Source organism: Nakamurella sp., from assembly GCF_048594475.1.
Classification (GTDB): Bacteria; Actinomycetota; Actinomycetes; order Mycobacteriales; family Nakamurellaceae; genus Nakamurella.
In genome coordinates this window covers 1-15,226 of the sequence record NZ_JBMDXT010000360.1, presented here as the reverse complement: position 1 = coordinate 15,226, position 15,226 = coordinate 1, and the positions used below count along the sequence as shown (strand labels likewise).

The window sequence follows — 15,226 nt, the reverse complement described above, 5'->3', positions numbered from 1 at the left end:
CCCACCCGCGCCGCCACCCCGACCATCCGGGCCCGACCCGCCCGGGCCCGATCCCGCACACCACCCGAACCCGGTCGTCCTGCGACCCACCCGAAGGAGAGCCCGTTGAACACCGCCCCGGTCGAACTGGTCCACGTCCGCCGGTCCGGCCTGCACGAGGGCACCCACTACGGGTCGGTGGTCGTCACCGCCGCCGACGGCACGGTCGAGTTCGCGCGCGGCGACGTGACCAGCCCGATGTTCCCGCGCTCGTCCAACAAGCCGTTCCAGGCGATGGCCATGCTGGCCGGCGGCGCCGACCTGGTGGGCGCCGATCTCGCCCTGGCCGCGGCGTCGCACTCCGGCGAGCCCATGCACGTCGACCGGGTGTTCGGGCTGCTCGACCGGGGCGGTTTCACCGAGGACGACCTGGGGTGCCCGCCGGCCCTGCCGCTGAACGAGACCGCCCGCACCGCCGCCGTGATGGCCGGCAGCGAGCCGCGCCGGGTCTTCATGAACTGCTCGGGCAAGCACGCCGGGATGCTCCTGGCCTGTGGCGCCGCCGGCTGGTCGACGGCCGACTCCCTCGACCCGGCGCACCCGTTGCAGCAACGGGTGGTGGCGGCGGTCGCCCGGCTCTGCCGCGAGGAACCGGCCGCGGTCGGCATCGACGGGTGCGGCGCCCCGCTGTTCGCGGTGTCCCTGACCGGACTGGCCCGCGGTTTCGGGGCGGCCGCGGCGGCCGCCCCCGGCACGCCGGAGCGGCAGGTCACCGACGCCATGCGGGCCCATCCGGAGATGGTCGGCGGCACCGGGCGGGACGACACCCGGCTCATGCAGGCGCTGCCCGGCCTGCTGGCCAAGGGCGGGGCGGAGGGCGTGCACTGCGCCGCGCTGCCGGACGGCCGCTGCGTCGCCATCAAGATCGCCGACGGCGGCGACCGCGCCCGGATGCCGGTGCTGGTCGCCGCACTCCGCGCGATGGGCGTGACCGCGGGGACGCCGGCGGCCGCGGCGCTGCTGGAGGAGTTCGCGGTGGGTCAGGTGCTCGGCGGCGGCGAGCCGGTCGGCACCGTCACGGTGGCCCCCGGCGTGTTCTGACCGGTCCGCGGACGTGGGCGACACGCGGAACCGGCGTGCCGCCGCACACGCCGGGCGGGTGTGGGAACAGTCCGTCCAAACCTGTACTGTTGGACCTACGAAACACACCTGATTCCGGGGCCGCCGCCTTCGGCCGCCCCGCTTCTTACTGCAAGGGGGTCCGCCATGGGGCGAGGCCGGCAGAAGGCTAAGCAGACCAAGGTCGCGCGAGAGCTCAAGTACCACACCTCGTCGATCGACGTAAATGCCTTGCAGCGCGAACTCACCGGCGGGTCGCAGCACTACCAACCGAACCCGCCGGCCGTCGATGACGACGACGAGGACGACGACCCTTACGCCTTGTACTCCAGGTACGTGGCCGAGGAGGACGACGACCCGGCTCCGGGTTACGCGAGCCGTCGCCGCTGATCTGATCCAGTCGGACCGGGACGAGCCCTCGGGCTCGCCCCGGTTCTGTCTGTTGCGGCGACCTCGTCCGGGTGCGGTTCGTCCGGGTGTCCTCCGTCCGCGTCCGGTCCCTTCCGGCCCGTCCGTCCCGACGCGCCCGCGCGACTCCCGACGTCACCACCGGCGGCGTCACCACCAGCCCTTGCGCTTGGACCAGATGAGCAGGCTGACCGACATCGCCAGCATGATCGCCAGCAGCACCGCGAGCTGCCCGTAGTGCGTCTCGTCGTTGACGATGACGTTCATGCCGTAGATCGACGACAGGGCCGTGATCGGCAGGGTGACCGCGGCGATCACGGCGAGCCGCTCGGCGGCGATGGTCATCTTGGTGTTCGTCCGCGCCTGGTAGAACTCGATCGTGCCGACCAGGTAGTCCTTCTGACCGTGCGCCATGGCCCGGAGCCGCTCGAACTGGTCGACGTTGTCCTCGACGAGTTCGCTGCCCCGGCCCGTCCCGAACGCCGCGATCTTGAGCATCCGCGCGTAGACCTCGCGGCTCAACGACGCCATCGTCTCCACGACGAGGAGGCCGTGCCGGGTCTGGAACATCTCCTCCAGGAACGCCTCGGCGTCGCCGAGATGCCCGCTGGTCACCCGCTGCTCCAACGCCCAGACCGCCTGGGTCAGGGTGGCGATGAACGCCCGCAGCCGGCCGGTGAGCGAGGAGACGAGCCCGTGGGACAGTTCGTGGCTGGCCCGGGGGCGCAGCCGACCGGATTCCAGTCGGTGGATCAGCGACTGCACCTCGACCGTCATGGCCGCCGCGGGCACCGCCGGGTTCACCGGGCCGTGGGTGGTCACCAGGAAGTTCGGGCCGATGAACTGGTCGAGCTCGACGTAGTGCACGTGCCCGGCCGCGCCCGCGTGCGGCGCGTGCAGCACCAGGAAGACATGATCGGGATACACGTGCACCTTGGGCACCTGATTGCGCTCGCGGCAGTCCCGGATGGCCAGCGGGTGGAAGCAGAACACCTCGGCCAGCACGCGCTCGGCCTGCTCGTCCCAGGTGACGATGTCGACCCAGGTGATCCCGTCGGTGCGGCGCAACAGCGCCGGCAGGTCCTCGACCGAGTGGTCGGACAGCACCGGGTCCGGTGGCCCGTCCGCTCCCCCGGCCGGTCGATCGGTTGCCGTCCGCACGAATCTCACGTCCACGTCGCGCTCCGATCGTCCGCTGCGGCCGGACCACGGGCGGGGCCGGACCGGCCCAGTGTGCGCCTGCGGGTCGGGTGCGGATCGTGCGGCCGGGCCGGATCAGGCCCGGGGCGTCCAGTCCGTCGTGACCGGACGGTCCAGGTACCGGCCGTACTCGTCGACGGCGACCTGCACCGCCCGCCGCTCGGCCGCCGACCAGGCCCGGATCGGCTCGACCTGGACCTGCGCGGTCCTGGTCGCCAGCCGGTGCCGCCAGTGCCCGGCCAGCACGCCGTCGATCAGCACGGCGTGCAGGTAGTGCTCCTGGCTGAGCACCGGCAGGGACGATCCGTCGGGCACGATGACCGACCGGCTCTCGCTGTAGGACATGATCAGTTCGTCGTAGCCCTGGAGCAGATCGGCCCGCGGGCCGTCCGGGGCGGTGGCCGGCGGGTCGGGGGTGCCGGCCGGCGGCCCGTACAGGGTCATCCCGGCGCGCGGTTCCGGGCGGCAGCCGGCGGCCTCCAGCGCGGCCCGGGCCCGGGTGATCGTCAGGCTGGCCCAGCCGGCGAAGTCCTTGGCCGTCATCGGGGCCCGGGTCGCGGCGTAGCGGGCGGCCAGCGCGACCAGGCCGGGGTCGGCCGGCGGGTCGGCCGGCGGGGGGTTCCGCGGGTCGGTGCCGGTCCCGGCTCCCGGCGCGGGCCCGGTGCCGGGGTCGGGGCCGGGGTCGGCCGGCGGGACCCGCTCGTCGAAGGCGGCGTAGGTCTGCTGCTTGCCGGCCATGGCCCCGCTGATCAGCACCTCGTCGAACTCGGCGTGCGTGACCAGGTGGGTCAGCCGCTGCCCGGCGGCCGGGATACCGGCGGCCTCCAGAGCGGCGGCCAGGTCCCGCCGGGTGCGGTGCCGCCCGCCGGCAACCTGCGCCGCCAGGATCTGCTGCGCGCGGTCCAGGGTGGGCCGGTCCAGCCCCAGTTGCCGGTCCCAGGCCGTCATCGTCAGGCGCACCCGAGGGGCGGTCGCGCGGAGCATGGCGCGCACATCGGCCGGCCGCACCAGGTGCCAGGTCGGCCGCAGCACGTGGGTCCGCAGGATGTCCCCACGGTCGAACGCGGCCAGCAGGTCCGCGTGACCCGGCCGCGCGTCGGGCCGCACCCGCTGCGCCAGCGCCCACAGGGCGTAGGCGAACTCCTGGCCCTGCATGGCGCCCAGCCCGCTCAGGACGGCCGGTGCGTCGGGCGCGGCACCGCCCCACACCCCCTGCCGGTACATCCGCGCGCGCAGGATCTCCTCGTCGGTCGGCATGGGTCCATCGTCGCCGCCGAAGCGGTCAGGATCCGGCCGCGACGCCGCCGCGGCGCTCAGAACCGCGGGTGGTCCCCGCACAGGGTGACGCGATCGGTCTGGTCCCCGGACTCCTCGACGGTGCCGAGCACGACCGACCAGACGTGCCGGGCGGTCAGCACGGCCATGGCCCGGTCGACGTCCTCCTGGGGCAGCACGGCGACCATGCCGATGCCCATGTTGAACGCCTTCTCCATCTCGTCGCGGGACACCCGCCCGTGCGAGGCGATGTACCCGAACACCGGCAGCGGGCTCCACGAGCGGCGATCGAGCGCGGCGGTCAGCCCGTCGGGGATCACCCGCGCCAGGTTGTTGGCCAGGCCGCCCCCGGTGATGTGCGCGTAGGCGTGCACGTCGGTCTCCCGCATCAGCGCCAGGCAGTCCAGCGCGTAGATCCGGCAGGGCTCGAGCAGCTCCTCGCCCAGGGTGCGGCCGAACTCCTCGACGTGCCCGTCCAGCGGCACCCGGGCGATGTCCAGCAGCACGTGCCGGACCATCGAGTAGCCGTTGGAGTGCAGGCCGGAGGAACCCAGGCCCAGCACCACGTCGCCGGCCCGGATGCGCTCCGGGCCCAGAACCTCGTCGGCCTCGACGACGCCGACCCCGGTCGCGGCCAGGTCGTAGTCGTTGGGGTCCATCAGCCCCGGGTGTTCGGCCGTCTCACCGCCGACGAGGGCACAGCCGGCCAGCACGCACCCGTCGGCGATGCCGGACACGATCGAGGCGATGCGCTGCGGGTCCAACTTGCCGCACGCGATGTAGTCCTGCAGGAACAGCGGCTCGGCGCCGCTGGCCACCAGGTCGTCGACGACCATCGCGACGAGGTCGATGCCGATGGTGTTGTGCACGTCCATCGCCTGCGCGATCGCGACCTTGGTACCGACCCCGTCGGTGGACGAGGCCAGCAGCGGCTCGCGGTAGCGGTGCAGCGGCAGCCGGAACAGCGACGCGAAGCCGCCGATGCCGCCGACCACCTCGGGACGCTTGGTCTTGGAGGTGAACGGCTTCATCAGGTCGACGGCGGCCTCACCGGCCGCGATGGACACCCCCGATCCCTCGTAGGTGGCGCCGGAGCCGATCGGGTGGCGGGTGTCGGTCATGAAGTCGCTCGTCTCGCTCTCGGCCCGAGATCCTCCCTGGCCGGGTTGGTCATCCGCTCGCCTTTTGAACGGTTGATGCGGTGGTGGCTGGCTGGTGCGGGCCGGTCAGGGCCGGCTCAGGGCGTCCGCGGCGCCGTAGCCCTGGGCGGACACCGGCTCGAGGCCGCCCCGGTGCGGCGGCCCGGCCACCCCCCGGGCGATGCCTTCCAGCACGTGCTTGCCCACCTGATCCGGGATCGGGATCGGGTACTCGCCGGTGAAGCAGGCGGCGCAGAGCCGGTTCTTGGGCTGCTCGGTCGCGGCGATCAGGCCCTCGATCGAGACGTACGACAGGGAGTCGGCGCCGATCGACCGGCGCACCGACTCGACGTCCCCGGCGTTGGCGATCAGCTCGGCGCGGGAGGCGAAGTCGATGCCGTAAAAGCAGGGCCAGCGCACGGGCGGCGAGGCGATGCGCACGTGCACCTCGACGGCGCCGGCTTCCCGCAGCATCCGGACCAGGGCCCGCTGGGTGTTGCCGCGGACGATGGAGTCGTCGACGACGATGAGGCGCTTGCCCCGGATGACGTCGCGCAGCGGGTTGAGCTTGAGCCGGATGCCCAGCTGGCGGATGGTCTGCGACGGCTGGATGAACGTGCGGCCCACGTACGCGTTCTTGACCAGGCCCTGCCCGTACGGGATGCCCGAGGCCTGCGCGTAGCCGATCGCGGCGGGTGTGCCGGACTCCGGGGTGGGGATGACCAGGTCGGCCTCGACCGGGGCTTCCAGGGCCAGCCGGCGGCCGATCTCCAGCCGGGACGCCTGGACGCCGCGACCGGCGATCGAGGTGTCGGGGCGGGCCAGGTAGACGTACTCGAACACGCAGCCCTTGGGCGTCGGGGCGGCGAACCGCTCGCTGCGCAGCCCGTCGGCGTCGATCGCCAGCAACTCGCCCGGCTCGACCTCGCGCACGAAGGAGGCGCCGACGATGTCCAGCGCGGCGGTCTCGGAGGCGACGACCCAGCCCCGGTCCAGCCGGCCCAGCACCAGCGGGCGCACGCCGTGCGGGTCGCGGGCGGCGTACAGGGTGTGCTCGTCGCAGAACACCACGCTGAACGCGCCCTGCAGATCGGGCAGCAGCTCCATCGCCGCCGCCTCGAGACCGGCGTCGGCCGAACGCCCGGCCAGCAGCCGGGTCACCACGTCCGAGTCGGTGCTGCACTTGCCGCGGCCGGCCCGGCCGGGCAACGCCGCGACGCGGGAGGCCAGCTCGACGGTGTTGACCAGATTGCCGTTGTGGCCGAGCGCGATGCCCGACCCGACGTCGGTGATGGCAAACGTCGGCTGGGCGTTCTCCCAGGTGGTGGAGCCGGTGGTGGAGTACCGGCAGTGCCCGACGGCGATGTGCCCGACCAGCGAGGACAGCGTCTGCTCGTCGAAGACCTGGGAGACCAGGCCCAGGTCCTTGAACACCACGATCTGCGACCCGTCGGCGACGGCGATACCGGCCGCCTCCTGGCCGCGGTGCTGCAGCGCGTAGAGGCCGTAGTAGGTGAGCTTGGCCACATCCTCGCCCGGCGCCCAGACGCCGAAGACGCCGCACTCCTCGCGGGGGGACGGATCGCGCTCGGGATCCATCGCCGGGTCGATGGCGTCGTCGGGCCCCGATCCGCCGCGGCGAACCGTCGGCAGCGGTAGGGGCGTCGGTGCGGAGTGGGTCGCGCGCGCAGGCGGGCCAATGACCACGTAAACCGTGCTCCTCTGATGAACGCCATGAGCGGGAACTGTTCGGAGGGAATCAGCGGTACCCCACTGTACCCGGTTCGGGTGGGCCTCCCTCGCGCCGAGGCGCCCCGCCGCCCCCGTGCGAACCCTCCCCGCGCGAACCCTCCCCGCGCGGATCAACAACGCCGGCGCGGATCAACTCACTCGGAATGGGACGGGTGGGACAGGAGTCGCCCACTTCGTCCGCGCGGCAGCGGGCCGCCGGGCCGCCGGGCCGCCGAGCCGCCGAGCCGCCGAGCCGCCGAGCGGGCTGACCAGGTGGGTGCTACGGCGGTGCGGCGGGCGCAGCGCGATGCGGCGCTGCGCGTGGCCGTGCGACGCCGGTGCGACGCCGCCACGGCGCGGTGCGGGTGCGGGTGCGGCGCAGGTGCGGCGCGGGGCAGCCCGCCGGTGCATCCGGGCGGGATCTCGGCGGTCAGCCGCCCTGATCGACACGGAGCGGCAGCAGCGAGGCGAGGTCGGCTCGCGTCCCGCTGGCGGTGACCCGGCCGTCCGCGACGGCGTCGGCCCAGTGCGTTGCCCCGGTGACCAGGCCGAGCCAGGTGGCGGCGTCGGTCTCGACCACGTTCGGTGGGGTCCCGCGCGTGTGGCTCAGCCCGCCGACCGCCTGGACGGCGGCGAACGGCGGCACCCGGATCTCCACCGCCTTGCCCGGGTGCTGCTGGGCCAACCAGCGCAGGCTCGCACGGACCGCCTCGCCGGTGGTGGTCCGGTCCGGTGCGGGCCCGGCGGCGGCGAGGGCCGCGAGCGCGGCGGCAACCTGGTCGCGGGTGACGGTACGGGCCATGCCCGGCAGCGTAGGCGGGTCCGTCGACTCTCCGACCGGCCGGCGGGTCGGCCGCTCGGTGATCCCCAACCGTCCTGACGGGAACGAGCGGTTGCGCCCCGCGTCACCGCGAGGCCGGCCGGATGCGCACGCGTCACGACGCGGCCCAGCGGTTGCACACGCCTCACGGCGCGGCCCACCGGTTGCGCACACGCCTCACGGCGCGGCCCACCGGTTGCGCACACGTCACGGCGCAGCCGAGCGATTGCGCTCGCGGCCGGTCGAGCGGGTGACGGGTGCTCCGGGCGCACGCGTCACGGCACGGCCAAGCGGTTGCGCCCTCGAGCGGGTGACGGGTGTTCCGGCACCCGCATCGCAACGGCCGGATGAGGATCGCGCCGGCCCGACCTGGCGCGACGGTCGCCGATCGGGCGCGATGACCCGACCCGCTCCGGCCGAGCCCATCCACGCCCGCACCCGCCGCGCCGCCGGACGACCAGGGATGGCCGATCTCACCGCGCTCACCCATCCGGCGCAGCCGCGGCTCCGGATACTCGTGGTGTGAAGGTTCAACGATCGTCCGGTGCGCTCCTGTCCGGCCCGGCCCGGCCCCGCGACCCCCGGGTCGGCGTGCTCGTGCTGCACGGGGGTTCGGCCGACTCGACGGTGCCGGTCGGCCGGTGGAGCCTGGCCGCGCTGCGCCTGGTGCCGGTGGCCCGCGCGCTCGCCCGTGGCCTGCCCGGTGCCGCGGTCTACCGGCTTCGGAACTCGGTGCGCGGCTGGAACGGGGACGGGGCGGCGGTCCTGGGCGACGCCCGCTGGGCCCTGGAACAGATCGCCGAGCACGTCCCGGGCCGGCCGATCGTCGTCGTCGGGCACTCGCTCGGCGGCCGCGTCGCGATGCACCTGGCCGCCACGAGCGGCCGGGCCGCGGAGACCGGGCCGGCCGTGCAGACCGGGCCGGCCGTGGAGACCGGCCGCGGCGGGCAGACCGCCCGCGGCCGGGCGGCGGCCGCCGATTCCGTCATCGGGGCGGTCGGGCTGGCCCCTTGGGTCAAGCCCGACGACCCGGTCGTCGGGCTCCGGGGCGTGCCGATCGGGGTCGTCCAGGGCACCCACGACCGGATGATCCCGACCCCGACCACCGAGCCCTGGCTCGCCCACGCGACGGCGGCCGGCGCCTCGATCCGGCGCTCGGTCGTCGGCGGCGGTGAGCACGCGATGCTGCGGCACTACCGGCGGTGGCACCGGCTGACCGTCGAGTCGGCCGCCTGGGTGGTGCAGAACGCCCGGCGTCCCGTCGGCACCCCGTAGCTCCACCGACGGCCGGCCCGGACGACGAGCGGTTCAGAGCGTCGTGATCAGGCCACCGTCGATCGTGACGTCGGTTCCGGTCATGTTGGCGGCGCGGTCGCCGGCCAGGAACGCCACCAGCTCGGCCACCTCCTCCGGCCGGGTGAAGCGACCGGTGACGCTGGCGGCGGCCGCCTGGGCGGCGACGGCGCCCGGGTCCGCCCCGGTGGCCGCGGCGATGGTGGCCGCGACACCGCCGCTCCCGAGCCACAGGTCGGTCGCGACCGGCCCCGGGCTCACGCTGGTGACCCGGATGCCCTGGCCGCCGACCTCCTTCGACAGCGCCTTGCTGAAGTTCGTCAGGGCCGCCTTGCCGGCGCAGTAGTCGATGACGGCGGGGTCGGGCAGGAACGCGTTGACCGAACCGATGGTGACGATGCTGCCGCGCCCGGCGGCCAGCATCGTGGGCAGCACGACCCGGGTGACCCGAACGGCGGCCAGCAGATTCAGGGCGAGCGAGGCCACCCACTGGTCGTCCGTCACGGAGAGGAACCCACCCGGCCGAGGGGTGACCGCCCCGACGTTGTTCACCAGGATGTCCACGCCGCCGCGGGCCAGCGCCGCGGCGAGCAACGGTTCGGCCGCATCGGCCCCGGCGAGGTCGACCGCGACGAACTCGACCCCGCCGGCCGCGGTCAGCTCGGTCAGCTCGGCCGAGGTCCGCCGGGCACCCGCGATGACGTGGGCGCCCTGGGCGGCCAGCTTCCGGACGATCGCCACCCCGATGCCCCGGCTGGCGCCGGTCACAATGGCGATGCGACCGTCCAGCTCGCGCGTCACGGCGCCGCCTGACCGGCCGTGGTGCGCGGCGCTCGATCCGACCGGCGCATGATCAGATCCCGCATCCGCGCAGCCAGTCCAGCACCGCGTCGGCCACGTCCCGCCACCCGTGGTCGATGGTCAGCGAGTGGCCGCGCCCCTCGAACTTCTGCAGCTGCGTCACCGCCGTGGAATCGCGGTACCGCTTGAAGGTCGAGTGGGTGACGACGTCGGGCACGGTGTGGTCGGCGGTACCGGAGATCAGCAACAGCGGGCCGCGGGTCTGATTGCCGGTGTCGACCGCGGCCTGCGAATGCAGGACGAAGTTGGCCGCGGCCGCCTGGAACAGCGGCCGCGCCGGCGACGGGATCGTCCACGCCCGGAACAGCTCGGCCGACTCCGCCTCGGTCAGGGCGTTGCCGAACCCGTACCGGAATTCCTTCTCGGTCAGGGTCACCGAGCGGTGCCGGTTCGCCGGATTGCCCAGCGCCGGCAGGCCGGACCGCAGCTGGGCCAGCGGGATTGGCAGCACCCCTTTGATCTGCGCCGGATCGATGGCCACCCCGGCGGCCCCGATGCCCTGGCCCAACAGTTTCTCGGTGATCAGGCCGCCGAACGAGTGGCCGATGATCACCGGCGGAGTGGGCAGTTCCCCGATGATCCCGGCGTAATGGTCGGTGACGTCGTCGATACCCAGGTTCGCGACCAGGTCGGGTTGCGCGCGGGCCTCGTCGACCGTGGCCGGTTCGCCCGGCCACCCCGGCGCGATCGGGTCGTACCCCGCCGCCGCGAACCGCTCGATCCACGGTTGCCAACTCCTCGCATGCAGCCACAGACCGTGGATGAACACCACGGGCGTGCCGGACCGGGTCATTCGCCGTCCTTCGTCGAGATGTGTCGGCCCCCCGGTCCGATCCAGCCAACACCCGGGTCCGGCCACCCGTCCAAGACCGGGTACGGACGGATTGATAACCGGACGGCGCCGCCGGGCCCGTTCCCGGCTACCGTGAACCGCGGTGGTTCGCCTGTCCCGGCGACCCTCCCGACGAGCCCCGACGCCCGACAACCCCCGGCGACCCTCCCGACGACCGAGCGGAGGCGTCTTGGACCTGGATCTGCGGCTGGTGCGGTACTTCGTGGCGGTCGCCGACGAACTGCACTTCGGACGGGCCGCGGCCAAGCTCTACGTCAGCCAGCCGGCCCTGTCCAAGCAGATCCGGCGGCTCGAGGATCAGCTGGGCGCGCAGCTGCTGGTGCGGGACACCCGGCACGTCACCCTGACCGCCCGCGGGCAACAGTTCCTCGGTGAGGCCCGCCGGCTGCTGGCCATCGCCCGGACCATGCAGCAGCCCGCGCAGCCGGACACCGTCCGGATGGCGCACGTGTTCGAGCTCGACACCAGCCGCGAGGTGGCCGACGCGTATGCCGCTCGGTTCCCGGACGTGGCCCTGACCGAGCACGCGATGGACAGCGCCGCGCAACTGCAGGCGCTCCTGCAGTACCGCCTGGACGTTGCGATCCTGCGGATCAGCCCGCGAATGCTCGTCGACCATCCCGCCGGCTGGGAGCACCGGCTGCTCCGGTTGGAGCCGCTGGTGCTGGTCGGCGGACCGACCGGCGGCGACGGGCGCGCCGGGACGGCCTCGCTGCACGAGGGCCCGCTGGACGTGTTCGGCGATCCCCCCGAGTCGGGCAGCTACAACGCGCACGGCGACTACCTGCGAGCCCTGGAACGGGACCTCGGCGTCCGGCTGCGGTGGCTCGGGACGCCGGGCGCGTTCAGCCACTGCCTGGCGCGGATCAGCCGGTCAGCCGGCCGATCGCGCTTCCTGGAGTTCGCCAGCTACGCCCGCCGGTACGCCGCCCACGGCCTGCCGCTCGCCTGGCCGCGGGAGGCCCAGCCCTACTACCCGTGGTCGCTGGCCTGGCGGGCCGAGCCGCCGGCGCCCGCCGTGGCCGACTTCCTGCACCTGGCCCTGACCGAATCCGCGGCCCGTGGCTGGACGGAAGCGGCGCCCGGGGCCGCCGGGCCGCCCTGGTTGCCGCCGGACGATCCGGCCCGGTCCGGGACCGGCGACCCGACCGCCTGACGCTCAGCCGAACAGCGCCGGCAGGGTCCCCTCGAACGCCGCGCGCAGCTCGGCCAGCGTGAACGTGGCCACCCCCTGGATGTCCAGCCGCTGCTCGTCCGGGGCCCCGGTGTCGCCACGGTCGACGACGCCGATCTTGACCCACGGCTGCTGCCGGACCGAGCACATCTCGGTGAACCGCAGCTCCTCGGTCCGCGGCACCGCGACCACCACCCGGGCGGTCGATTCGGAGAACAGCAGCCGGAAGGCGTCGGCGGCCACGTCCTCGGTGGGCAGCACGATCCGCGCGCCGGACTCGCCGGACAGGCACATCTCCACCAGCGTCTGGACCAGACCGCCCTCGGAGACGTCGTGCGCGGCCGAGATCATCCCGTCCCGCGAGCCGGCGACCAGGATCTCGCCGAGCGTGCGCTCGGCCTCCAGGTCGACCGCCGGCGGGCGGCCGCCCAGGTGCCCGTGCACGACGTCGGCCCAGGCCGAGCCGTCGAACTCGTCCCGGGTCGCACCCAGCAGCAGCAGCGTCTCGCCGGTGTCCTGACCGATGCCCGGGATGGTGCGCCGGCGGACGTCATCGATGACGCCGAGCACGCCCACGACGGGCGTGGGCAGGATGTTGACCCCGGCGGTCTGGTTGTAGAGCGAGACGTTGCCGCCGGTCACCGGGATGCCCAGCTGCGCGCAGCCGTCGGCCAGCCCGCGGACGGCCTGCTCGAACTGCCACATCACCGCCGGGTCCTCCGGCGAGCCGAAGTTCAGGCAGTCGGTGACCGCCAGCGGAACGGCGCCGGTCGTCACGACGTTGCGGTACGCCTCGGCCAGCGCCAGCTGCGCGCCGGCGTACGGGTCGAGCAGCGTGTACCGGCCGCTGCAGTCGGTGGCCATGGCCAGACCGCGTTCGGTCTCGGTCGGATCCTCGGCCACCCGGATGATGCCGGCGTCGGCCGGCTGGGCCAGCACGGTGTTGCCCCGGACGTACCGGTCGTACTGGTTGGTCACCCAGGCCCGCGAGCACAGGTTGGGCGAGCCGATCATCCGCAGGATCAGCTCGCGCAGCTCGCCGACCTCGGGCCGGGCGAGGGCGGCCGTCGTGTCGGCCTGCAGCGCGTCCTGCCAGTCCGGCCGCTGCACCGGGCGCCGGTAGACCGGACCGTCGTGCGCGACGGACCGCGGCGGCACGTCCAACACGATCTCGCCGGCGAACTCGATGGTCAGCCGGCCCGACTCGGTCACCTCACCGATGACGTCGGCCTGCACCTCCCACTTGGCGCAGACGGCCAGGAAGTCATCCACCTTGTCCGGCGTGACGACCGCGCACATCCGTTCCTGGGACTCGCTGGACAGGATCTCGGCCGGCGTCATGCCCTCGGCCCGCAGCGGCACGGCGTCGAGCACGATGTGCATCCCGCCGTCGCCGGCCGAGGCCAGCTCGGAGGTCGCGCAGGACAGGCCCGCGCCGCCGAGGTCCTGGATGCCCACCACCAGCCCGGCGTGGAACACCTCCAGGGTGCACTCGATCAGCACCTTCTCCGCGAACGGGTCGCCGACCTGGACGGACGGCAGCTTCTTGCGGGCCTTGCTGTGGCCGCTCCCGGAGCCCCCGTCCGAGTCGCCGGCGAAGGTGTCGGACGCCAGCACGGAGACTCCGCCGATGCCGTCGAGCCCGGTCCGCGAGCCGTACAGGATGACCTTGTTGCCGGTGCCCGAGGCGTGCGCGGTGTGCAGGTCGGACGCCCGCAGGACGCCGATGCAAGCCGCGTTCACCAGCGGGTTCCCCGCGTAGGAGGGGTCGAAGACGACCTCGCCGCCGATGTTGGGCAGGCCGAGCGAGTTGCCGTAGCCGGAGACGCCGGCGACCACGCCGGGCACCACCCGCTGCGAGTCGGCCGCGTCGGCCGGGCCGAACCGCAGCTGGTCCATCACCGCGACCGGCCGGGCGCCCATCGCCAGGATGTCGCGGACGATGCCGCCGACGCCGGTCGCCGCGCCCTGGTACGGCTCGACGAACGAGGGGTGGTTGTGCGACTCGATCTTGAAGGTGACCGCCCAGCCCTCGCCGATGTCCACGACGCCGGCGTTCTCCCCGATGCCGGCCAGCATCTTGGCCTTCATCTCCGGGGTGGTGGTCTGGCCGAAGTACGACAGGTGCACCTTGGACGACTTGTACGAGCAGTGCTCGGACCACATCACCGAGTACATGGCCAGCTCGGCGTCGGTCGGCCGCCGGCCCAGGATCTCGCGGATCCGGGCATACTCGTCGTCCTTGAGCCCGAGCTCGCGGTACGGCTGCTCGACCTCCGGGGTGGCGGCGGCCCGGGCCACGGTGTCGAGCACGGGGCCCTGGTCGACCAGGTCGACCGCGCCGACCGGATCGGTGATGTCCAGCAGGTCGGCCTGGGTCGGACGAGCCGGGTGGGCCACCTGGTCCTGACTGGTCATGCGGACACCCCGATCGAATCCAGCACCGAATAGAACAGCCCGAGCCCGTCGTCGGTCGGCCCGGTCAGCGGGTCGATGGCGTGCTCGGGGTGCGGCATCAGCCCGACGATCCGGCCGTCGGGTGAGCTGATGCCGGCGATGTCGCGCAGCGCGCCGTTCGGGTTCCCCTGCCGCGGCGGATCGCCGACGTACCGGAACACGACCCGGCCCTCGCCCTCCAGCTCGTCCAGCACGGCGTCGGAGGCGACGTAGCAGCCCTCGGCGTTCTTCATCGGGACCAGGATCTCGGCGCCGGGATCGAAGCGGGTCGACCAGGCCGTCGACGTGTTCTCCACCCGCAGCCACTGGTCGCGGCAGATGAAGCGCAGGCTGGCGTTGCGGATCAGGGCCCCGGGCAGCAGGCCGGCCTCGCACAGGACCTGGAAGCCGTTGCAGATGCCCAGCACGGGCATCCCGCGGCGGGCGGCGTCGACGACCGACCGCATGACCGGCGCCTGCGCGGCGATCGCACCGGCCCGCAGGTAGTCGCCGTAGGAGAAGCCGCCGGGCACGACGACCGCGTCGACCCCGCGCAGGTCGGCGTCGGCGTGCCAGAGCGCAACCGCCTCGGCCCCGCTGTAGGTGACCGCCCGGGCGGCGTCGACGTCGTCGAGCGTGCCCGGGAAGGTGATGACGCCGACCCGCGCCGGTCCGGTCCCGGCCATCAGGCGTCGACCAGCCGGGTCACGGTCCAGGTCTCGATCACCGGGTTGGCCAGCAGCGTGCCGGCGATCTCCTCGAGCTCGGCGTCGGTGACCGAGTCGTCGACCTCGAGATCGAAGTGCTTGCCCTGGCGGACCGCGGTGATCCCGGCGTGCCCGGACCGCCCGAGCGCGGCGAGGATCGCCTTGCCCTGCGGGTCGAGGATCTCCGGCTTGATGACGACATCGACGGCCACGCGAGCCACGACATACCCC

14 protein-coding genes are annotated in these 15,226 nt (G+C 73.7%); 4 read left to right on the top strand and 10 right to left on the bottom strand.

Going from position 1 to position 15,226, the window contains the following annotated elements:
* The first annotated feature begins 105 nt into the window (after window positions 1-105).
* Both ACOJUF_RS16255 and ACOJUF_RS16250 read left to right on the top strand, forming a co-directional pair.
* The gene (locus tag ACOJUF_RS16255) at window positions 106-1,080 is read left to right on the top strand and encodes an asparaginase (protein ID WP_420122868.1); all 975 of its coding nucleotides are present in this window, start codon (window positions 106-108) and stop codon (window positions 1,078-1,080) included.
* 165 nt (window positions 1,081-1,245) lie between these two features.
* Complete coding sequence (locus tag ACOJUF_RS16250) at window positions 1,246-1,488, top strand: DUF3073 domain-containing protein (protein WP_420122867.1); 243 nt, start codon at window positions 1,246-1,248, stop codon at window positions 1,486-1,488.
* Between the two features lie 168 nt (window positions 1,489-1,656).
* Here the strand turns inward: ACOJUF_RS16250 and ACOJUF_RS16245 are convergent, their stop codons facing one another.
* The 5 genes from ACOJUF_RS16245 to ACOJUF_RS16225 all read right to left on the bottom strand — a co-directional run bounded on the left by ACOJUF_RS16245 (window position 1,657) and on the right by ACOJUF_RS16225 (window position 7,653).
* Window positions 1,657-2,613, bottom strand: coding sequence for a magnesium transporter CorA family protein (locus ACOJUF_RS16245; RefSeq protein WP_420122870.1), 957 nt, complete (start codon window positions 2,611-2,613; stop codon window positions 1,657-1,659).
* Between the two features lie 168 nt (window positions 2,614-2,781).
* Complete coding sequence (locus tag ACOJUF_RS16240; RefSeq protein ID WP_420122866.1) at window positions 2,782-3,963, bottom strand: winged helix DNA-binding domain-containing protein; 1,182 nt, start codon at window positions 3,961-3,963, stop codon at window positions 2,782-2,784.
* A gap of 56 nt (window positions 3,964-4,019) precedes the next feature.
* Window positions 4,020-5,102, bottom strand: coding sequence for a phosphoribosylformylglycinamidine cyclo-ligase (gene purM / locus ACOJUF_RS16235; protein WP_420122865.1), 1,083 nt, complete (start codon window positions 5,100-5,102; stop codon window positions 4,020-4,022).
* Window positions 5,103-5,207: 105 nt separating this feature from the next.
* Complete coding sequence (gene purF / locus ACOJUF_RS16230; protein WP_420122864.1) at window positions 5,208-6,719, bottom strand: amidophosphoribosyltransferase; 1,512 nt, start codon at window positions 6,717-6,719, stop codon at window positions 5,208-5,210.
* Window positions 6,720-7,281: 562 nt separating this feature from the next.
* On the bottom strand, window positions 7,282-7,653 hold the full coding sequence (locus ACOJUF_RS16225; RefSeq protein WP_420122863.1) for a sterol carrier family protein: 372 nt from the start codon (window positions 7,651-7,653) through the stop codon (window positions 7,282-7,284).
* Between the two features lie 540 nt (window positions 7,654-8,193).
* On the opposite strand from ACOJUF_RS16225, the gene ACOJUF_RS16220 reads away from it, so the two are divergent.
* On the top strand, window positions 8,194-8,946 hold the full coding sequence (locus ACOJUF_RS16220; protein ID WP_420122862.1) for an alpha/beta hydrolase: 753 nt from the start codon (window positions 8,194-8,196) through the stop codon (window positions 8,944-8,946).
* A 33-nt stretch (window positions 8,947-8,979) separates the two neighbouring features.
* Here the strand turns inward: ACOJUF_RS16220 and ACOJUF_RS16215 are convergent, their stop codons facing one another.
* Together ACOJUF_RS16215 and ACOJUF_RS16210 are read right to left on the bottom strand one after the other, a co-directional pair.
* Complete coding sequence (locus ACOJUF_RS16215) at window positions 8,980-9,765, bottom strand: oxidoreductase (protein WP_420122861.1); 786 nt, start codon at window positions 9,763-9,765, stop codon at window positions 8,980-8,982.
* A gap of 52 nt (window positions 9,766-9,817) precedes the next feature.
* Window positions 9,818-10,618, bottom strand: a complete 801-nt coding sequence (locus tag ACOJUF_RS16210) for an alpha/beta hydrolase (protein ID WP_420122860.1) — start codon at window positions 10,616-10,618, stop codon at window positions 9,818-9,820.
* Window positions 10,619-10,847: 229 nt separating this feature from the next.
* Between ACOJUF_RS16210 and ACOJUF_RS16205 the strand changes: the two genes are divergently transcribed.
* The gene (locus ACOJUF_RS16205) at window positions 10,848-11,834 is read left to right on the top strand and encodes a LysR family transcriptional regulator (protein WP_420122859.1); all 987 of its coding nucleotides are present in this window, start codon (window positions 10,848-10,850) and stop codon (window positions 11,832-11,834) included.
* A gap of 3 nt (window positions 11,835-11,837) precedes the next feature.
* On the opposite strand, the gene purL is transcribed toward ACOJUF_RS16205, so the two are convergent.
* The 3 genes from purL to purS are packed head-to-tail and all read right to left on the bottom strand — an operon-like array spanning window position 11,838 to window position 15,216.
* A complete protein-coding gene (gene purL / locus ACOJUF_RS16200) occupies window positions 11,838-14,270 on the bottom strand; it encodes a phosphoribosylformylglycinamidine synthase subunit PurL (RefSeq protein WP_420122858.1) in 2,433 nt (810 codons plus the stop codon).
* Entirely contained in the window at window positions 14,267-14,974 is a 708-nt protein-coding gene (gene purQ, locus ACOJUF_RS16195; RefSeq protein ID WP_420122857.1) for a phosphoribosylformylglycinamidine synthase subunit PurQ, read from the bottom strand. The genes purL and purQ overlap by 4 nt, the downstream gene beginning before the upstream one ends.
* Window positions 14,974-15,216, bottom strand: coding sequence for a phosphoribosylformylglycinamidine synthase subunit PurS (gene purS, locus ACOJUF_RS16190; RefSeq protein WP_420122869.1), 243 nt, complete (start codon window positions 15,214-15,216; stop codon window positions 14,974-14,976). Before purS ends, purQ begins: the two co-directional genes overlap by 1 nt.
* Window positions 15,217-15,226 lie beyond the last annotated feature (10 nt).

Coding starts and splice junctions, on each gene's coding strand:
- purF (WP_420122864.1), bottom strand. CDS start 6,719: ATGGATCCCGAGCGCGATCCGTCCCCCCGCGAGGAGTGCGGCGTCTTC.
- ACOJUF_RS16210 (WP_420122860.1), bottom strand. CDS start 10,618: ATGACCCGGTCCGGCACGCCCGTGGTGTTCATCCACGGTCTGTGGCTG.
- ACOJUF_RS16250 (WP_420122867.1), top strand. CDS start 1,246: ATGGGGCGAGGCCGGCAGAAGGCTAAGCAGACCAAGGTCGCGCGAGAG.
- purL (WP_420122858.1), bottom strand. CDS start 14,270: ATGACCAGTCAGGACCAGGTGGCCCACCCGGCTCGTCCGACCCAGGCC.
- ACOJUF_RS16225 (WP_420122863.1), bottom strand. CDS start 7,653: ATGGCCCGTACCGTCACCCGCGACCAGGTTGCCGCCGCGCTCGCGGCC.
- purQ (WP_420122857.1), bottom strand. CDS start 14,974: ATGGCCGGGACCGGACCGGCGCGGGTCGGCGTCATCACCTTCCCGGGC.
- purM (WP_420122865.1), bottom strand. CDS start 5,102: ATGACCGACACCCGCCACCCGATCGGCTCCGGCGCCACCTACGAGGGA.
- ACOJUF_RS16240 (WP_420122866.1), bottom strand. CDS start 3,963: ATGCCGACCGACGAGGAGATCCTGCGCGCGCGGATGTACCGGCAGGGG.